Below are 17,739 nucleotides of genomic sequence, written 5' to 3' on the forward strand. Positions count from 1 at the left end.
AAGAAAAATGAAAGGGAGAAAAAATCTCCCTAAAATTATTTAATATCGACTTTAGCACCTGCTTCTTCAAATTTAGCTTTGATTGCATCAGCGTCTTCTTTTTTGATGCCCTCTTTAACGGTAAATGGAGTTTTTTCTACTGCATCTTTTGCTTCTTTCAAGCCAAGACCTGTTACCTCACGAACGACTTTAATTACATTGATTTTCTTATCACCACTATTGGTTAAGATAACATCAAATTCAGTCTTTTCTTCAGCAGCGGCTGCACCACCACCTGCAACTGCACCGGCTACAACTGTTGGAGCAGCAGACACACCAAATTTTTCTTCAAACGCTTTTACAAGCTCTGAAAGTTCCATAACAGAAAGATTTCCGATATATTCTAATACATCTTCTTTTGAAATTGCCATAATTTTCTCCTAAAATTTTATTCCGCTTCTTTTTGTTTGCGCAAATTATCCAACCCTGTAACAAAGTAACGAGCAGGAGCAGTCCAAACGGACAACAACATACCGATAAGTTCTTCTTTGGAAGGCAATTTTGAAACGGCTTCAATATGTTTTGCATCTACAATTTCGCCTTCAAAGTAACCTGATTTTACTACAAGCTTGCCACCCACAGAATCCGAGAATTTACAAATTGTTTTTGCGAGTGAAATTTGGTCTTCACCCCAAGCAAAAATATTATTCTCTTTTAACTCTAATCCCTCAACTCCAAAGTTTTTAAGCGCAATTAGTGCAAGAGTGTTTTTGATGACTTGAACTTTCACTTTTTGTTCTCTTGCGTTTGCTCTTAAAGTTTCTAATTGTTTGACGGTTAATCCTTTGTAATCACAAACCGCAATGGCATTAGAAGCCTTAAACTCGGTAGTAAGATTCTCAATTAGAGCAGTCTTTTCTGCTTTTGTCATTTCAACCTCCTTTCAGACGAAAGACTTATATGGGGTAAGTTTTAAGCATTCGCCCCCATAGTCATTAGTCTAAGATAAAAACAAGAATAAATTATTTCATATCCATTAATTCTTGAGCATCTAATGTCAAAGATGGGCTCATAGTTAAAGAGATTGTCGCATTTTTAATATACTTACCTTTAGCACTTGCAGGTTTTTGCTTATTGATATTTTTTACCAATGCAATAATGTTTTCTTCAAGTTTTTTCGCTTCAAAACTTGCTTTACCCACAGGAGCATGCACAATACCCTTTTTATCCACACGATAATTAACTTGCCCACTTTTTGCGTTGCTGACTGCTTTGGAAATATCCATTGTAACAGTGCCTGTTTTAGGATTCGGCATCAAGCCTTTTGGTCCTAGTATTCTACCTACTTTACCCACAAGAGCCATCATATCTGGTGTTGCAATCACCATATCAAAGTTCAAATCTCCACCTTTAATTTGCTCTGCCAAATCTTCATCTCCCACAACATCAGCCCCTGCCGCTTTTGCTTCATCGGCTTTAGCACCTTTTGCAAAAACCGCTACACGCACGCTTTTGCCCGTTCCATTAGGCAATACGACTGCACCGCGAATCATTTGGTCTGCATGTCTTGGATCAACTCCTAAACTCAACGCAACCTCAACTGTTTCATCAAACTTAGCCGATGCTAAAGATTTAACTGTTGCAGAAGCGGTTGTAATATCGTATATTTTTTTGCAATCTACCTTATTGATTAGATTTTGCATTCTTTTTGTTAGTTTTTTTGCCATATTTTATACTCCAACGCGTCTTTTTAATCTACAACTTCAATGCCCATACTACGAGCACTTCCCTCAACAATTTTAATTGCTGCTTCTTCTGTATTTGCATTCAAATCGTCCATTTTTGTTTTGACAATATCTAAAACTTGTGCTTTTGTAAGTTTTCCCACTTTATTTTTTAGAGGATTGTCTGAACCTTTTTGGATTCCTGCCGCTTTTTTAATCAAATCGGTAACAGGTGGTTTTTTGGTGATAAAGGTGAAACTTTTATCTTGATAAACCGTAATAATTACGGGAATATTAAAGTTCCCCATATCTTTTGTTTTTTCATTAAATGCTTTACAGAATTCCATAATATTGACACCACGTTGACCCAATGCTGGTCCTACGGGCGGTGAGGGATTCGCTTTTCCAGCTGGAATTTGAAGCTTAAGTTCGCCAATAATTTTTTTTGCCATAACTTATCCTTGTTTTTAGTTGTTAAACTATTTTTTCCACTTGTGAATAAAGTATTTCAATCGGAGTGCTGCGACCAAAGATTGAAACATTAAGCTTTAACTTTCTGTGTTCCATATCGTATTCTTCTACGGTGCCTGTGAAGTTTGCAAAAGGTCCTTCTATGATTCGGACAACCTCGCCTGCCTCAAAAATAATTTTTGGTTTAGGAGCTGCGCGATTCTGCACTTTTTCAATAATGTGATTAATATCCGCTTCACTCAAAGGTGTAGGTTTTTTTGCCTCACCGATAAAACGACTAACTTTGGGTAAGGATTGAATAGTATGCCATAATGCAGTGTCAAGATCTACTTTAATAAAAACATATCCCGGATAAAGACTTCTTTCGCTAATTTTTTTCTTATTGTTTTTGACTTCAATAATATCTTCTGTTGGAACAACAATATCTGTCAATCTTTCTTCTAAATGATGTTCTTTGACGAGATTCTCAATACCACGTTTCACAGCTTGTTCGCTACCAAAATATGTTTGAATCGCATACCAATACAATGCCATAAACAAATCCTACTAATTATAAAATACTTGAAACAAAGCTACCAAGAATGAAATCAACCAATGCCAAAAATAGAGCAATAACCGTTACAACAACAATGACAGAAATAAAAGCATTTCTTACTTGTTCTTTTGTAGGAAAGATAACTTTGGATAGTTCTTCTTTGGATAATCTATAATAGGTAATCAGTTTTTTCATTACTTTGTTTGTCTCTCTTTATTCCAAAAATGGCAGGCCAGGAGGGACTCGAACCCCCAGCATTCGGTTTTGGAGACCGACGCTCTACCATTGGAGCTACTGACCTATAATTTACATTGCTAAGGGAAGCCCCTTAGCTTTTTAACTTCACTTCTTTGTGAATGGTATGTTTGTTTAATCTTGGGCAGAACTTTTTAAGCTCCAGTTTTTCTGTTTTGGTTTTTGCATTTTTTACAGTGCTGTAATTAATGTCCCCGCATTCAGAGCATTTGAGTCCGATTTTTACACGATTACCTTTAGCCATAATTGAGCCTATTCAATAATTTTTGTAACCACACCAGCACCCACAGTTCTACCACCTTCGCGAATCGCAAAACGTGTTCCATCTTCAAGTGCAATAGGATTGATTAATTCCACTGTGATTTTAATATTATCGCCCGGCATTACCATTTCTACACCCTCTGGCAATGCAATAGAACCTGTAATATCTGTTGTTCTAACATAGAATTGTGGTCTATAACCATTAAAGAATGGTGTATGTCTTCCACCTTCGTCTTTGGATAGAACATAGATTTCACCCTCAAATTTTTTGTGTGGAGTAATAGAAGATGGCTTACATAGAACCATACCTCTTTCTACTTCTTCTTTTTTTGTTCCTCTTAATAGAACCCCGACATTATCTCCCGCTTCACCTTGGTCTAGTTCTTTTCTAAACATTTCAACACCGGTTACGGTTGTTTTTTGTGTTGGGCGGATTCCTACGATTTCAATTTCATCACCAACTTTTACGATTCCTCTTTCAATTCTTCCTGTAACAACAGTTCCACGACCTGCGATTGAGAAAACATCTTCAATTGGCATCAAGAAAGTTTTATCAGTTTCACGCACAGGAGTTGGGATATATTCATCTACCGCATCCATAAGCTTCATAATTTTTTCACTCCACTCACCTAGATTGCCTGATTTTGCTTCTTCTAGTGCTTTGAGTGCTGAACCTGCGACAATTGGTGTATCATCGCCGGGGAATTCATAGCTTGAGAGAAGTTCTCTGATTTCCATTTCTACCAATTCTAACAATTCTTCATCATCTACCATATCTTGTTTGTTCATAAACACAACGATATAAGGAACGCCTACTTGGCGAGACAATAAGATATGCTCTCTCGTTTGTGGCATAGGACCATCCGCAGCAGAAACAACTAGAATCGCTCCGTCCATTTGCGCCGCACCTGTAATCATATTTTTAACATAGTCTGCGTGCCCGGGGCAATCCACATGCGCATAGTGTCTTTTTTCTGTTTCGTATTCAATGTGTGAAGTTGCAATGGTAATACCGCGCTCTTTTTCTTCTGGAGCGTTATCAATATTATCATAATCCTTCATTTCTGCTAGACCTTTTGTTGATAGAACAGCAGAAATCGCAGCACTTAAAGTTGTTTTACCGTGGTCAACATGCCCAATTGTTCCAATATTTACGTGGGGTTTAGACTTGACGTATTTTTCTTTAGCCATAAGCTTCTCCTAAATTTAAGTTAAATAGCGGTAATTCTACACTATTTTTACCAATTTTAAAATTAAGAATCGTAACATTTTCTACAATTCCATCACAATCTTTGAAAAACTGGAGCCCATAAGCGGGATTGAACCGCCGGCCTCTTCCTTACCAAGGAAGTGCTCTGCCACTGAGCTATATGGGCATAATAATTAAAAAGTGTTTTGCTGATTAAAATAAGATTTCGTAGAATCAGCTCCCAGTATGGAGCGGGAAACGGGGCTCGAACCCGCGACCCTCAGCTTGGAAGGCTGATGCTCTAGCCAACTGAGCTACTCCCGCATGGCTTATGGTGGTGAGACGTGGATTCGAACCACGGAAGTCATAAACAGCAGATTTACAGTCTGCCCTCGTTGGCCACTTGAGTATCTCACCCCAAAATATTATCAATAAAACTGGTCAAACACTGAAAAATTATAATAAATTATGGAGCTGGCAAAGGGACTCGAACCCCCGGCCTGCTGCTTACAAGGCAGCTGCTCTACCAACTGAGCTACGCCAGCATTCTTACATTTTTCATAAAAATGAGATGAGATTCTACTACTTTTTATTTTAATTGTCAATACTTTTGTTTAAAATTATTTCGGTATAATCCTGTTTGCAAATGATTTTTAAGTCCAAGATTTCGGTATCTTAAGACTTAAAATCTTGCAAAATCTCATTTGAAAGGCTTAAAATATGCAACACAAGCATAAAGTTCTACATCCTAAAGGGTTTAGAAAGAAATACTTTTCACTTGCGGCAATTTTGGCACTCAATAGCGCGCTTTTAGCGCAAAGTCAAAACATCGCCTTGAATGAAAAGTCAAATCTTGTAGAATCTCAAGACTTGAAACTTTCTATCACCCACGCAAAAGAGTTTGTAGAAAATGACGATTTCAAAGAAGAATTTAGTGCAGAGGAAATCCAACAATCCAATGCTCAAAATATCTACGACTTCTTGAATCAACATTCTCTACTTAAAATCACAACATATGGCAATCCCTACACTGCGAACATTGATTTGCGCGGATTTGGACAAAATGGACATAAAAATCTCGCTATCATTGTAGATGGAATGCGCCTAGACAATATTGATTCTACGCCTGTTTCTTTGAGTGGAATCCCACTAGATTCTATCCAAAAAATAGAAATCTTAAGAGGCAAAGGCACAACCAAATATGGCAATGGTGCGACAAGCGGAATCCTAAAAATCACTACGAATCGCAAAGCAGGAGGTGCATTGAATGTGGGTTATGCGAGCTATGACACACTCAATTCACAATTTTTTGCGCGTCATGTAGGGGATACTTTGAACATTGGAGTGTATGGACAATACCAGCACAACGAGGGTGCAAGAAAAATTACACAAGGGAGCGAAGAAAAAGACGGAAGCCATAATAAAAATGGCGGAATCACAGCCTTTTACTACCCTAGTGATTCCACACTTTTTAGGACGAACCTCAACTATTCCCAATACGCTATCAAGTATGCAAGCCCTCTTACAAAGGCACAATTTGATAGCAATCCCACACAAGCCCCCTTACCCTCTGCTTGGGGGGGGGACACTTTCACACACCAAAGACGTTGGGATTTGATTTATAGTTTGGGCTTCACACATTTTGGAGATTCTGGAATCATAACTGATGTTAATTTTGGCGGTATGCGCAACGAAAGTGAATATATTAACTTTGACAATAAATACAATGGCAAAGGAATCTTTGGAGATTTTAACTCCTCTTTTCGCAACGATTCTTATCTTGCAGAAATTGGCGGCGAACTCAAGACAAATTCACGCATTAACAACCGCATTACTAAGGCGCAAGTGGATTCTGTGCTCCTCTATCTTAATGGAGAAAAATACTTCGGGGATTCCACCCTCAATGCTGGAATCTCTACGCAAAGGGTGATTTCCAAACAAAATGGAGAGGGAGCTTATAGCAAGCAAGATAATTTATGGGGCGGTGAGCTGGGATTTCATTATCCCTTAAGTGCGCAAACTTCACTCTTTGCTTCTTATTCCCGCAGTTTTATTACACCCAATGTGGATTGGATGTTGCGCTATGACCCGATTACTTATGCTCCAATCCCAAATAATATTATTGACACTGCGACCTTTGATACTTATCAAATCGGCACAAAAAGTTTGTTTGGAATCCACGAGTTAAGCGGAAATCTTTTTTGGATTAATGGCAATAAAGAAGCTTATTATGGCTTAAATAAAATGACAGGCATTTATGACAATCAAAGCCTTGATAAGACGCGTAGAATTGGGGGAGAAGCGAAATTCACCACACATTTTAATGCACAAGTGCATTCTAGTCTAAGTTATGCCTATGTTGATGCGACAATGCAAGGCGATGAGGGATATAAGGGCAATACGATTCCGGGCGTCTCTAAGCATACACTAAGCGCAAGCCTCAACTACTTACCTATCACGCAATTAAATCTTGGAATCTCTTATAAATATGGCTCACGAGCGTATGATTATAACGACTTTGACAATGCCAATACCAAAGCCCCAAACTATCAAAGTCTCAATCTCAATGCAAGCTATCAGCTAAAAGGCTTTGAAATCTACGCCTATGTGCAGAATCTCACCAACCACAAAAATGCGATTGTTGTCTCTCAAAGCTACTATCCTTATGAGTTTGAGCGCGTTTTTGGCGGTGGCATAAAATACTCTTGGTGAGATGATGCGCAGCATTTCTCTGCGATTCTATTGCGCCTATAAACTCTTAAACTCCCTTTTCTTGGGGGTTTCATTAGGGACAATTTTCATCATCTATGCTCCTTTAAGCCCCAAAACCTATTCTATTGGTGGAATCTCACTCGCACTGGGCGCGTTTGTTTTGACGTTGTTTTATACCAAAATCCTCCAAACAAAGCCTTACAAAAGGATTCTTTTAGGCTTGGAAGTTGTGCCCTTTGGCTATATTTTGGCTTATTTGCTCTTTCCTGATACTTTGTTTGGTGCGATAATGATTTACGCACTTTACCAAATTACCTTTATCTTTGGGGATTATTTAGGACGCGCAGAAACATTGATTTTTTCACGCAAAGTGATTTTATCCGCATTGGACAAACACAAACAAATCGGCTATCTTTTGGGACTCGGAATCGCATTTGTGTTTTATACAACCCTAGAATTTTTTGGAATAGAGCAAAAAGAATCGCAAGTTTATAGCATACATTTTTTGCTGCTTTTGCTACAATGCGCTGTATTTATGACACTTTTTTATTCTTTCAAAAAGACAAAGGGACAACAATGCAATCGCAAGGCTTAAAGGCAACCTACCGCAAGACTTTCAAGGCGAATCTCATCAAAACACGAATGCGCAAAAACCTCTATGGGCTAGATTCCAGAATCCAAAAACAACTCAAAGCGCATTTGCAATGCTATATCCAATCCCATAAAAAGCACTCCAAATATCCTATAAATTTGCTTTTTTATTCGCCTTTGCCCTTAGAATTTGACATTAGAAAACTCTTGAGATTCTATCGGAAAACAAAAAGGGTGCGGGTATTCTTGCCCTTTATGCACGAAGAAAGCTTCAAAGCCGTGCCCTATCGACTTCCTTTACAAAAGAAATCCTTTGGGGTTTTTGAGCCTAGCGATTCTAGCTATCACGCAACCATAGATTGTGCGATTGTCCCTGTGCTTGGAGTGGATAAAGAATTGCGGCGCATAGGGTTTGGTAAGGGAATGTATGATAGATTTTTCGCGCCTTATCAAGCCTCGCGCAAGACTCCAAAAATCCTTTTTGTTTGCCGCAATTTTAACTATGCTTCAGAAGTCATCACGCAAGACTATGATATTCGGGGCGATGTGTTGATTACTCCTCTTTATGCGCTCTCTCATCAAAGTAACGCACGACATTCACTTAAAACAAAATAACAAAACAATTACTTAAAAAAGCTATTCTAAAACAATGGGTTGGCTCAAAGGCATATGCGCACCCACTACCGGTATTTTTTCACTTTTCAGTCGTTGCAAAACCTCTTTGCGTGTTTTGATAGCCTCGTCCTTATCCACATCAAAAACCAATGCAATCTCTGGCATTGCAATTTGCAAGGCATAAAAGTGCATAATATCAGCCCAAAAAAGAAGTTTGTCCTCTTTGTGCTGCAACAAAATCATATTATGCCCTGGAGTGTGTCCATAGGCTGGAAGCGCGAGAATCTCTAAATCCCCCTGAAGCAAGGGTTTGTTTGGAGTGAAATAAACAATTTCTTTAAAGCTATTAATGGAATCTTTAGCGTGTTTATCTCCGACATTCTGCCAATAATCAAACTCTCTTTTGTCTATCATTAGTTTGGCATTAGGGAAGTTATTTTGCCCCTTTTCATCTAGGATTCCGCCGATATGGTCTCTGTGCGCGTGTGTAATAAAGATATGCGTAATCTCATCAAAAGAAACATTCAATGCTTCTAATGCAGTTTTGAGATTCTTTTGCGTATGGGGATACCCTGTATCTACTAATGCCGTAAAATTGGGAGACTTAATCAGCAAAATATTATGCTCATTGGGTGTGAGTTTGGCAGAATTTTGCTCTACGAATTGTTTTTGCTTCTCATCTTGCAAAGCGAGAAAATCCAAGCTCAACGCACTTGTTTGCAGAGAAATCACATAAACTTCGCTGCTTGCCATTTTGATTGGAGAGACATTCCCCCCAAAAGCAAAATTTAAAAAAAGAAAAAATACAAATAAAGGCTTAAACATTCCCTCTCCTCTTGGTTTTGTGGTTGGATTATATCACAAAAAATCCTTAAGATTCTAATCATCAAAAATCCTTCCATTGTTTAATTTATGAAGTGCATTATGATAGATTGCCACGAAGTCTTACGACTTCTCGCAATGACGAGAAATGGGACTTAGAGGCGAGATTCCAAATTATAGATTGCTTCGTCATTTGTTTTACTCATTCCTCGCAATGACGCAGTGGAGTATTTGCGTATTCCTTTCTTGTCATTGCGAGGGCTTGCCCGAAGCAATCCATAATCTCGCAAATCTATAGCTTTAAATCTTCCTTTAAAAATTACTTAAACTCTCATTAAACTAAAAAAGAGTAGAATAAGAATTTATAAAGATATAAAGATTTTCAATAATTAATCAATTATATCAATTCAAGTTAGGGTAACAAGTTTAATAAATTACAAAATCTAAATTTCTCCAAATTATAACAAGCTTGCTTTTAAACCTTTGTTTTCCTAACGAATCTTAAAGGTATTAATATGGTAATATGGGTGATTACGAGTTCTGTATTGTCCGCTTTGCTTGCCGGAGGTGGAAGCTATCTTATCTCACACAAACTCTCGCGTGCGGATTCTAAAGTCTTGCTAGAGCAAGCAAAGGCAAAGGCAAAAGCAATAGAATATGAGGCGGAAAGATTCCTACAAGAATCTAAAATCAAAGCCAAAGATATAGAGATAGAAGCAAAAGAAAAATGCGATAGAGAGAGTGCTAGAATCATCAAAGAATACGAGCTAAACTCATTAAATTTTGAGAAAGAAAAATTGAGAGAATCCCAACGCATTGAAAGGGAACTCTGCCGACTTGATAATGAAAAACAGCTACTTAGCAAAGACCGCAATGCGTTTTTTGAAGAGCAGAGTGCGCTGAAAAAACTCAAGAATACTTATCAACAAAAGCTAGAAGAGCTTACAAAAAATCTCTCTAAAGTTGCTTATTTGACCAAAAACGAAGCCAAAGGTATGCTACTAGAACGTATCAAAGAAGAAGCCAAACTAGAGTGCGCAAAAATCATTAGAGAACAAGAAGCAAACGCCAAAGCCGAAGCAAAGGCAAGAGCAAACTATATCCTAGCAATGGCGACTTCGCGCTTCGCAGGGGAGTTTGCCGCAGAACGTTTGATTCATACGATTGTCCTGCCAAGTGATGATTTAAAAGCACGCATTATTGGCAAAGAGGGACGCAATATCAAATGTCTAGAAATGATTTGTGGCGTGGATATTATCATTGACGACACTCCCAATGTGATTACTGTGAGCTCTCACAATCTCTATCGGCGTGCGATTGCAGTAGAAACGATTAATCGTCTGGTAGAAGACGGACGGATTCAGCCTGCACGCATTGAAGAAATCTATCAAAAATGCTTTGAAGATTTTGAAGAAAATGTGTATCAAGAGGGCGAACGCGTGGTGCTAGATTTGGGCTTAAATGGAATCCACCCCGAGATTAAAAGGCTCATCGGCAAGTTGCGTTATCGTGCAAGCTATGGACAAAATGCCTTGACACACAGCCTAGAAGTCGCCAATCTTGCAGGGATTATTGCGGCAGAATTGGGCGGGGATTGTATGCTTGCCACGCGCGCGGGATTATTGCACGATATTGGTAAAGCCCGCACACACGATTTCAAAGGCACGCACGTAGAGTTGGGGGCAGAAATCGCAAGACGATACAATGAACACCCTGTCGTGCTCAATACGATTCTATCCCACCACGGCGATGAGGAGATTAAGAGCGTGGAAGCTGCGGCGGTTTGTGCGGCTGATGCTCTCTCCGCTGGGCGTCCGGGCGCAAGACGTGAGGTACTAGAAAACTATCTAAGGCGCGTCAGTGAGATAGAAAAAATCGCAACTTCCAAAATGGGCGTTTTACACGCTTATGCAATTAACGCGGGGCGCGAAGTGCGTGTGATTGTCAAGTCTGAAGACATTAGCGATGAGGAATCCTATCTACTTGCCAAAGACATTGCCAAAGACATAGAATCGCAAGTGCAATATCCCGGCGAAGTCAAAGTCAGCGTAATCCGAGAAACAAGAGCGTATGCGGTGGCGGGGTAAAGAAAACCTAGTTTATAGAGGAGATTTAAAATGTTAAGAGATTTTATCAAGAAAATTCATAATGCAACCCCAGCCAAACGCAAACACTTTGCAGAAATTAAAAGACTACAACAAGAATTATTTAGATTCTATTTCAATCCTTATGGGACACACAAACTTGAGTTAATGCTCCGTAACGCTAGTGTTCCCGAGCAACATTACAACATTTTTTATAAAATGCTATCCTTACAGAAATCAAATCATTATGATTTCTATTATGAGGATATGATACCCCCCCCCCGACAGCAGAGTAAAACAAGACAATCCACCTTTGGTATGTATTGATGGCGGAGCCCACAACGGCGTAGTTACAGACTTAATTTTATTTTGCGGTGGAATCTCTTATGCTTTTGAGCCAAACACTATCCTCAATGGACTTTTGCAGCTAAAATACAAAGATAATCCAAATGTAATTGTAAGCAGCAATGCACTTTCAAACAAATTCTATTCTACAAAATTTCTCATAGACAAAGGAGGAATTCTTTCGCAAGGGAATCGCATTGGGCAGAGTGATATGGACGCCACTCAAGAATCTTATGATGTCAAAGTTATTGATTTAAGCCAAGTGATTGAAAAAATCATCCTGCCAAAATATCAAAGAATCTATCTACTAAAACTAGATATTGAAGGTGAAGAGTTTAATGTTTTGGATTCTATCTTAACTAAAAAACTCTACCAACACATTGATTTCATTGTTTGTGAAACACATGAGAGATTTTTTTCTGATGGTGATGTCAAAATGCAAAAACTTAAAAGTCGTATTCAAGAATATGGAGCAAAAAATATATTCCTTGATTGGATTTAAATCAGAAAATGCAGTTTATTATACACCCTTAACAAATCTGACCAAATCCCGCATAAATCTCGTTGGATGTCGCCAATAAAGTCTAATGGGGTTTTCTTGGCATTTTTCTTGGCATTTCTGAAAATAAATTTCCATATACTTTGGATGAGCAATATACAAAGGCTCTTCAGGGATTAAGCCTTTGTTCTCTAACAAATGAACTTTTGTTTGATGAACAAACAATAATAAATTTTGCCTATACCAAAAACAAATTTTTTCATTGTTCCAAAAATTTTTGCGAATATCAAAGCATACATAACCAAATTCAGAGAATAAATCTGCCCAATATTTTGGGGGTTGCTCATTGAAATGGTCTGTTCCTCCTTGATAAGGAATTGCAGCAGAAAACAAAACAATATCTGAAAATTTAGTCAAAAGATCAATAAAATTTTTGGCATATTGTGCTTCTAAATGTTCCGCTACCTCCAAACTTTCTGCCAAATCAAAAGGCTTAGCCTCATACTTTGCCCCTGAATCTTGACATACGATTTTAAAAACCTCATCTGCATTCTTTCTTAAATCCACTCTCTTATAATAATCTTTTTGGGAAATATAAAACAATCTTTCGTCTACATCGTTGCCATCAATGCCAAAAATTCTAATGTTTGGTTTAATATCCTGCCACGCCTTTAACCAAGTTCCAACACCACAACCAATATCTATTATGCTTTTTATGTCGGTAAATGCCCCCCCCCCCCGCTAAAATACCAGAAATAACTTCTTTTGCAGAATCATAACTTTCTTGTGCTTGAGAGTGATAAAAATTCTCATCATAATTGTTTTGCTTTTTTGACATTTGCATCTTCCTAAAAACAAAATTTTATATTAAAATACCAAATAAAAAAGGATTTTACCATAAAAAATACGATTCATAGTTTTTGGTTTAGCAAAAACATTAAAAAAAATGCTATTAGCGACATGGAAATATTATGTATTGCTTCCTATCTTTCCTGTAATCATCCTTTTACACTTTATACTTATACACCACAAGATGCTTCTATGCTGTATTTAACAGAAAGATTACAGCTCCATAAAAATTTTTCTAATTTTTCCATTAAGAATGCAAATGAAATAGTGTCGCAAGACAAGATTTTTTTTGATAATAGAGGCGAAGTTGGAATCGCAGCCTTTAGCGACTATATTAGATACTATATTCTTTATAAAGAAGGGGGCTGGTGGGTAGATACAGACACGATCTGTGTCCAAAATTTAAAATCCCTTGATATGCCTTTTGTTTTTGCTTCCGAAAGACAAAAAGACGGTTCTATCATTCCAACCACATGCGTTATAAAAGCCCCAAAAGGTTCTCCAATGTTACTAAAAATTATTCAAGAAATGGAACAAATAATCTCGGATAAAAAAAATAGAGCCGGAAGGTTAAAACTCGAAAATATCTTGAGATTTAATTTCCCTATAAAAGTCAAATGGGGAATCATCGGTCCACTCTTTTTAGGAGATTTTATTGTGCGGCATAAGCTAGAAAATTATGTTGTTGATGCCAAATACTTTTGTGATATTAATTGGTTTGAAACCAAAAATTTCATTACGCCACATACCAAGATAACAATTAATAAAGATATATATATATATATATCATCTTTGGAATGCTATGTGGTCAGATTTACAACTTGATAAAAACGCGGAATATCCTAATAGCCTTTGGGAATATTTTAAGAAAAAATATCTAGCATTGAGTGATAATTAAAATGTCAAAACTTTCTTGCATTATTATTGACCACATTAATTCTAGCGACCAATATTTTCTCTCAGAACAATACAATATTATTGCTTTAGTTACTAGAGATATTGAAGCAGCAAGAGTCAAATATGGAACATTTTGCGAACACTTTCTCTCCTTTAAAGTAACACAAAATTTTGAAGATAACTACAAAAATAATTACAATCTCACTTATGCTGATATAGAAAATTTTAGATCAACTCAACTAAAAATTGAACATGGATTGCAAAGAAAATTTACAGATATGGGTACTATCCAACAAAAATATCTTAACGCTCTTGCGTATTGGTTAGAAATTTTTGAATCGCACACGGTAGACGCTGTAATATTGATGGGACAAAATCACTCAATGCCTTATGATTGCATTCCTATTGATATTGCTGTCTTTAAAAATATTCCCACCTTTAATATTTGCACTCCTTTAGGATATGGCAGTGTTTCTCTTGTGCAAATTATTTCATTGAATCAAAAGAAATTTATCAAAATCAACAACAGCTCAAAACACTTGCACAACATACATACTTTTGTAAATGGGTTACAAGAATATTATCAGAAAAATCTATTTAAAAAGAAAAGGATTGGCTTTGCACACCCATATAAATTCTTTTTTAAAAAGCAGGTTAGAAATTTTCCATACTTCATTGCTGATATTTTAAAAACTCCTTATCAAAAATACAGACAATCTTTCATCAAACAGCCATTGCTTACAAGAGGTGAAATCTTTACTTCTAGCATATATGTAAAAAATCTCAAAAAACTATATGACAAAATATCAATAACCCCATCTTTAGAGCAAAACTATATTTATTATTCGCTGCACCAAGAACCAGAAGCAAGCATTATGGCTACAACCACTTTAAATGCTCAACTTTTTATTATACAATGGCTATCTGAATGCTTGCCGAAAAATTGGAAACTATACATCAAAGAACATCCAAGCACTTTCTTCTGCTATGATACAAATGATTATTTTCTGAAAAACATTCATTACTTTAGAAGTCCATATTTTTACAAACAAATACAACTGCTTCCAAATACTTGTTTAATAAGTATTGAGATGTCAAGCAATATACTAATACAAAATGCAAAAGCAGTTGCATCTATATGTGGTTCTGCGCTTTTGGAATCTATTATGATTCATAAGCCTATAATAATATTTGGGGAAAATACATTATGCCTTGAACTGCTTAAAGACGCTTTTAAAATTAACTCAAAAAACTCACTTCAAGAAGCTATCAATAAAATAGGGGGGTATTCGCCCTCTTATTCAGACTTCGACGAAGTAATATCCAACTTCACTCTTTTAAGCAACGATATCAATTTCAAACAGAAAATGAAACAAATCATCTTAAATTCTATTGTTCAACAAATTAATAAAGATGCAAATTAAATTTTTTATTATTATCCCTATTTACAATGTAGAATCATATTTGCCCAAATGTTTAGATTCCATCTCAAATCAAACTTATCCTCACTTTGAAGCAATTTTAATCAATGATGGCAGCACAGATTTTAGTGAAAAAATCGCTCAAGAATATGCAAACAAAGACCAAAGATTTATACTTTTCTCTCAAGAAAATCAAGGGTTATCGTTGGCAAGAAATAGAGGGCTAGAAGCAGTCAAAGATAAAATAACGAATTTTGATTCTACAAACAAAGATAAATTCTATATTTGTTTTGTGGATTCTGATGACTATTGGGAAAAAGACGCATTAGAAATTTTCTCACAAATTGTTTTTTCAAATACAGATAAAAATATAGAAATCATTATGACAGATTCTATTTTTAAAATACAATCCCAATCAAAAATATTAATAAAACATTATTTCTTGAAAAATGAGCAAATTTTGGAAAACACCGTTGCTCCCACATTATTGATAGAATACCTAAAAGATAATTTGCACTCTGTTCCACAATTTGTTTTTCAAGCCAAATTTCTTTTTAAATCCAAAACAGCTTTCATACCTCATATCATTCACAAAGACAATCCTTTTTGTTTGGAAATAATTTTAAAAACAAAGGCAATCTATATCAACTCCAAACCATATTATAATTACACTTTTAATGATAATTCAATTACTAAACAACAAATGTCACTATCATATATAAAGAAAAAAATATACTCTTATTACACAATTATTAAATATTATGACGAAATTTTAGCTTACTATGATTCTCCTATCATTCAAAATCATATCAAATCACAAATAACTCTTTTACTACAATCCTTAATTCGATTTCTTCAAATCATTGGCTACTCTAAGGATTTGAAAATCTCTAAAGCAAATCTGTTGCCTTATGCTCGCTTTTTAAATTATAGAAAAAGATTTTGTCTTCACTTTCCTTATGTTTATGGTCTGCCAAAAAGAATCAAACAATACTTAAAATCTAAATTCCAGACTGGGAAAATATAAATGCGCATACTTTGTATTACCGACAAGCCATACAATGAAGAAGAATGCACGCTTAAAGGCGTTTTTGAGAAATATCTCTTAGAATATGCAGAAGTGCATTGTGCCTATTTCACTAAGGATTCCAGAGTCTGCCAACCCCAATTTAAAGCGAATCGCTTTATCCTACCCTATTCTACTAAGCATAGAAAATTTATCCAATGCTTTCTCAATCTTGGGGGAAACTTGCTAGATTATGATTACATCATCGTGCGCAATTTTTATGGAATCGCTAAGCAAATCCTACCTTTTCACAAACAGGTGATTTTTTGGGAGACTTTTCCACATGATTACCGCAGGCTCTATGAGGCACAAAGGGACAAAAAGCACCTATGGCGCAAGAAGTTAGAATACAAGATTAAATTCTTTTTGCACAACAAAATCCTAAACAAATGTATAGCTTATATGGGCTCTACTTTACATTTTAAATCTTTTCATCAGCTAAATATCCCCATTTTTTCTCTCCCAAATGGTATTGACTTTGACCTTTTAGATTTAGAATCTATCTCGCACAATACACACTCCATAAATCAACCCTTAAAACTAATTTATATCGGCTCTATTGACGCAAATAGAGAATTAGCAAAGATTGTAGAGGCAATTTCTGAAGCAAAAGGGGAGTTTGTCTTGGATATTTTTAGCGGAAGTTCTAATAAAGAAGTGGAAAAAATCCTCCACATTTCTACTCAAGATAGTAGAATCACACTTCACCCGCCCCTACCTTTTACAGAAATGCTTCAACGGCTAAGCATTTACGACATCGGATTGGGCATTATTCCCAACACTCCCCTTTATAGTGTTTCTTCTCCGATTAAAGCAATGGAATATGCGGGCAATGGTGTGATTCCATTGCTCAATGATTTACCTGAATATTTGCGCCTCTTTGATGAATCCACTGCATTTTTTACACAAAATAGTCCAAACGCTATCACGCAAAGCATAGAAAGAATCTTAAATACACCCAAAGAACATTTACTTAGCAAAAAACAAGCCACTTTCAAAAACGCTCAAGCAAAAATGGATTATAAAGTCATTGCAAAAAATACCTATGAATTTTTGCTCTCTTTGCATTCCAACAATATACCAAACCAAATTTTAGGAGATTAAATGCTAATTTATGTCAAAAGATACTTGGCAAAATTCCTTTGCGCCTTTATCCCTATTAAATCCTTGCGTCAAAAATTACGCAAAAAGATAGAGAATCGTTGTATCACAATCACAAGAGATGCAATAGATTCTTTTATCCCTCATTCTATTGCACATTCTATCAATACCTTTTGCAACGAGGATTTTTTAGCTCTAAACTTCGCCAAAGAGCATAATTTACCTATTACGCAAGAAATTTTGAATCTCTCCAATGCCTCAAAAACCTCTAAGCCTTATGTTGTAGAATCGCAAAAAGCCTTAAGATTAAGGACATTACTTAG

At 36.3% G+C, this 17,739-nt stretch carries 22 protein-coding genes, 5 tRNA genes and 1 pseudogene; 12 read left to right on the plus strand and 16 right to left on the minus strand.

Annotated elements, in window-relative coordinates; all coding sequences use genetic code 11:
* Positions 1-35: 35 nt before the first annotated feature.
* The 13 genes from rplL to HDT10_RS09005 form a co-directional block, all read right to left on the minus strand.
* Entirely contained in the window at positions 36-410 is a 375-nt protein-coding gene (rplL, locus tag HDT10_RS08945; protein WP_290882508.1) for a 50S ribosomal protein L7/L12, read from the minus strand.
* A 17-nt stretch (positions 411-427) separates the two neighbouring features.
* On the minus strand, positions 428-910 hold the full coding sequence (gene rplJ, locus HDT10_RS08950) for a 50S ribosomal protein L10 (RefSeq protein WP_290882511.1): 483 nt from the start codon (positions 908-910) through the stop codon (positions 428-430).
* A gap of 91 nt (positions 911-1,001) precedes the next feature.
* Entirely contained in the window at positions 1,002-1,706 is a 705-nt protein-coding gene (gene rplA / locus HDT10_RS08955; RefSeq protein WP_290882514.1) for a 50S ribosomal protein L1, read from the minus strand.
* Positions 1,707-1,729: 23 nt separating this feature from the next.
* The gene (gene rplK, locus HDT10_RS08960; RefSeq protein ID WP_006802142.1) at positions 1,730-2,155 is read right to left on the minus strand and encodes a 50S ribosomal protein L11; all 426 of its coding nucleotides are present in this window, start codon (positions 2,153-2,155) and stop codon (positions 1,730-1,732) included.
* 22 nt (positions 2,156-2,177) lie between these two features.
* A complete protein-coding gene (nusG, locus tag HDT10_RS08965) occupies positions 2,178-2,702 on the minus strand; it encodes a transcription termination/antitermination protein NusG (protein WP_181881664.1) in 525 nt (174 codons plus the stop codon).
* 22 nt (positions 2,703-2,724) lie between these two features.
* On the minus strand, positions 2,725-2,904 hold the full coding sequence (secE, locus tag HDT10_RS08970) for a preprotein translocase subunit SecE (RefSeq protein WP_026944110.1): 180 nt from the start codon (positions 2,902-2,904) through the stop codon (positions 2,725-2,727).
* A 30-nt stretch (positions 2,905-2,934) separates the two neighbouring features.
* A tRNA-Trp gene (locus tag HDT10_RS08975) sits at positions 2,935-3,010 on the minus strand.
* A gap of 27 nt (positions 3,011-3,037) precedes the next feature.
* Positions 3,038-3,208 (minus strand): 50S ribosomal protein L33, encoded by a 171-nt coding sequence (gene rpmG / locus HDT10_RS08980; protein ID WP_290882529.1) that lies wholly within the window; start codon positions 3,206-3,208, stop codon positions 3,038-3,040.
* A gap of 8 nt (positions 3,209-3,216) precedes the next feature.
* Complete coding sequence (tuf, locus tag HDT10_RS08985) at positions 3,217-4,416, minus strand: elongation factor Tu (RefSeq protein WP_290882532.1); 1,200 nt, start codon at positions 4,414-4,416, stop codon at positions 3,217-3,219.
* A gap of 110 nt (positions 4,417-4,526) precedes the next feature.
* Positions 4,527-4,601, minus strand: a tRNA-Thr gene (locus HDT10_RS08990).
* 60 nt (positions 4,602-4,661) lie between these two features.
* Positions 4,662-4,738 (minus strand) — tRNA-Gly (locus HDT10_RS08995).
* Positions 4,739-4,746: 8 nt separating this feature from the next.
* Positions 4,747-4,831: transfer RNA gene (locus HDT10_RS09000), tRNA-Tyr, on the minus strand.
* Positions 4,832-4,883: 52 nt separating this feature from the next.
* Positions 4,884-4,959, minus strand: a tRNA-Thr gene (locus tag HDT10_RS09005).
* 175 nt (positions 4,960-5,134) lie between these two features.
* Here HDT10_RS09005 and HDT10_RS09010 point away from each other — a divergent pair.
* The 3 genes from HDT10_RS09010 to HDT10_RS09020 are packed head-to-tail and all read left to right on the plus strand — an operon-like array spanning position 5,135 to position 8,332.
* Positions 5,135-7,126 (plus strand): TonB-dependent receptor, encoded by a 1,992-nt coding sequence (locus HDT10_RS09010; protein WP_290882534.1) that lies wholly within the window; start codon positions 5,135-5,137, stop codon positions 7,124-7,126.
* 4 nt (positions 7,127-7,130) lie between these two features.
* Complete coding sequence (locus HDT10_RS09015; RefSeq protein WP_290882536.1) at positions 7,131-7,721, plus strand: hypothetical protein; 591 nt, start codon at positions 7,131-7,133, stop codon at positions 7,719-7,721.
* The gene (locus HDT10_RS09020; protein WP_290882538.1) at positions 7,703-8,332 is read left to right on the plus strand and encodes a 5-formyltetrahydrofolate cyclo-ligase; all 630 of its coding nucleotides are present in this window, start codon (positions 7,703-7,705) and stop codon (positions 8,330-8,332) included. The genes HDT10_RS09015 and HDT10_RS09020 overlap by 19 nt, the downstream gene beginning before the upstream one ends.
* Positions 8,333-8,353: 21 nt before the next feature.
* Here HDT10_RS09020 and HDT10_RS09025 read toward each other — a convergent pair whose 3' ends face one another.
* A complete protein-coding gene (locus tag HDT10_RS09025; RefSeq protein ID WP_290882541.1) occupies positions 8,354-9,157 on the minus strand; it encodes an MBL fold metallo-hydrolase in 804 nt (267 codons plus the stop codon).
* A gap of 145 nt (positions 9,158-9,302) precedes the next feature.
* On the opposite strand from HDT10_RS09025, the gene HDT10_RS09030 reads away from it, so the two are divergent.
* The 4 genes from HDT10_RS09030 to HDT10_RS09045 all read left to right on the plus strand — a co-directional run bounded on the left by HDT10_RS09030 (position 9,303) and on the right by HDT10_RS09045 (position 12,085).
* A complete protein-coding gene (locus HDT10_RS09030) occupies positions 9,303-9,452 on the plus strand; it encodes a hypothetical protein (RefSeq protein ID WP_290882543.1) in 150 nt (49 codons plus the stop codon).
* A gap of 217 nt (positions 9,453-9,669) precedes the next feature.
* On the plus strand, positions 9,670-11,241 hold the full coding sequence (gene rny / locus HDT10_RS09035) for a ribonuclease Y (RefSeq protein WP_290882545.1): 1,572 nt from the start codon (positions 9,670-9,672) through the stop codon (positions 11,239-11,241).
* Positions 11,242-11,271: 30 nt separating this feature from the next.
* Positions 11,272-11,565, plus strand: a complete 294-nt coding sequence (locus tag HDT10_RS09040; protein WP_290882548.1) for a hypothetical protein — start codon at positions 11,272-11,274, stop codon at positions 11,563-11,565.
* On the plus strand, positions 11,552-12,085 hold the full coding sequence (locus HDT10_RS09045; protein ID WP_290882551.1) for an FkbM family methyltransferase: 534 nt from the start codon (positions 11,552-11,554) through the stop codon (positions 12,083-12,085). The genes HDT10_RS09040 and HDT10_RS09045 overlap by 14 nt, the downstream gene beginning before the upstream one ends.
* 18 nt (positions 12,086-12,103) lie before the next feature.
* On the opposite strand, the gene HDT10_RS09050 is transcribed toward HDT10_RS09045, so the two are convergent.
* Positions 12,104-12,799, minus strand: a complete 696-nt coding sequence (locus HDT10_RS09050; RefSeq protein ID WP_367159077.1) for a class I SAM-dependent methyltransferase — start codon at positions 12,797-12,799, stop codon at positions 12,104-12,106.
* Complete coding sequence (locus tag HDT10_RS09055; RefSeq protein ID WP_290882556.1) at positions 12,735-12,920, minus strand: hypothetical protein; 186 nt, start codon at positions 12,918-12,920, stop codon at positions 12,735-12,737. Before HDT10_RS09055 ends, HDT10_RS09050 begins: the two co-directional genes overlap by 65 nt.
* Before the next feature lie 203 nt (positions 12,921-13,123).
* On the opposite strand from HDT10_RS09055, the gene HDT10_RS09060 reads away from it, so the two are divergent.
* From HDT10_RS09060 to HDT10_RS09080, 5 genes and pseudogenes are all read left to right on the plus strand, one after another.
* Complete coding sequence (locus HDT10_RS09060; RefSeq protein ID WP_290882558.1) at positions 13,124-13,756, plus strand: glycosyltransferase; 633 nt, start codon at positions 13,124-13,126, stop codon at positions 13,754-13,756.
* A gap of 74 nt (positions 13,757-13,830) precedes the next feature.
* Complete coding sequence (locus tag HDT10_RS09065) at positions 13,831-15,252, plus strand: hypothetical protein (RefSeq protein ID WP_290882560.1); 1,422 nt, start codon at positions 13,831-13,833, stop codon at positions 15,250-15,252.
* Positions 15,221-16,276 (plus strand): glycosyltransferase family 2 protein, encoded by a 1,056-nt coding sequence (locus tag HDT10_RS09070; protein ID WP_290882562.1) that lies wholly within the window; start codon positions 15,221-15,223, stop codon positions 16,274-16,276. Before HDT10_RS09065 ends, HDT10_RS09070 begins: the two co-directional genes overlap by 32 nt.
* Entirely contained in the window at positions 16,277-17,419 is a 1,143-nt protein-coding gene (locus HDT10_RS09075) for a hypothetical protein (protein ID WP_290882565.1), read from the plus strand.
* Positions 17,420-17,739 (plus strand): annotated as a pseudogene (locus HDT10_RS09080) (hypothetical protein); the annotation flags it as partial.

The sequence above is a fragment of the Helicobacter sp. genome (assembly GCF_014799995.1).
Classification (GTDB): Bacteria; Campylobacterota; Campylobacteria; order Campylobacterales; family Helicobacteraceae; genus Helicobacter_D.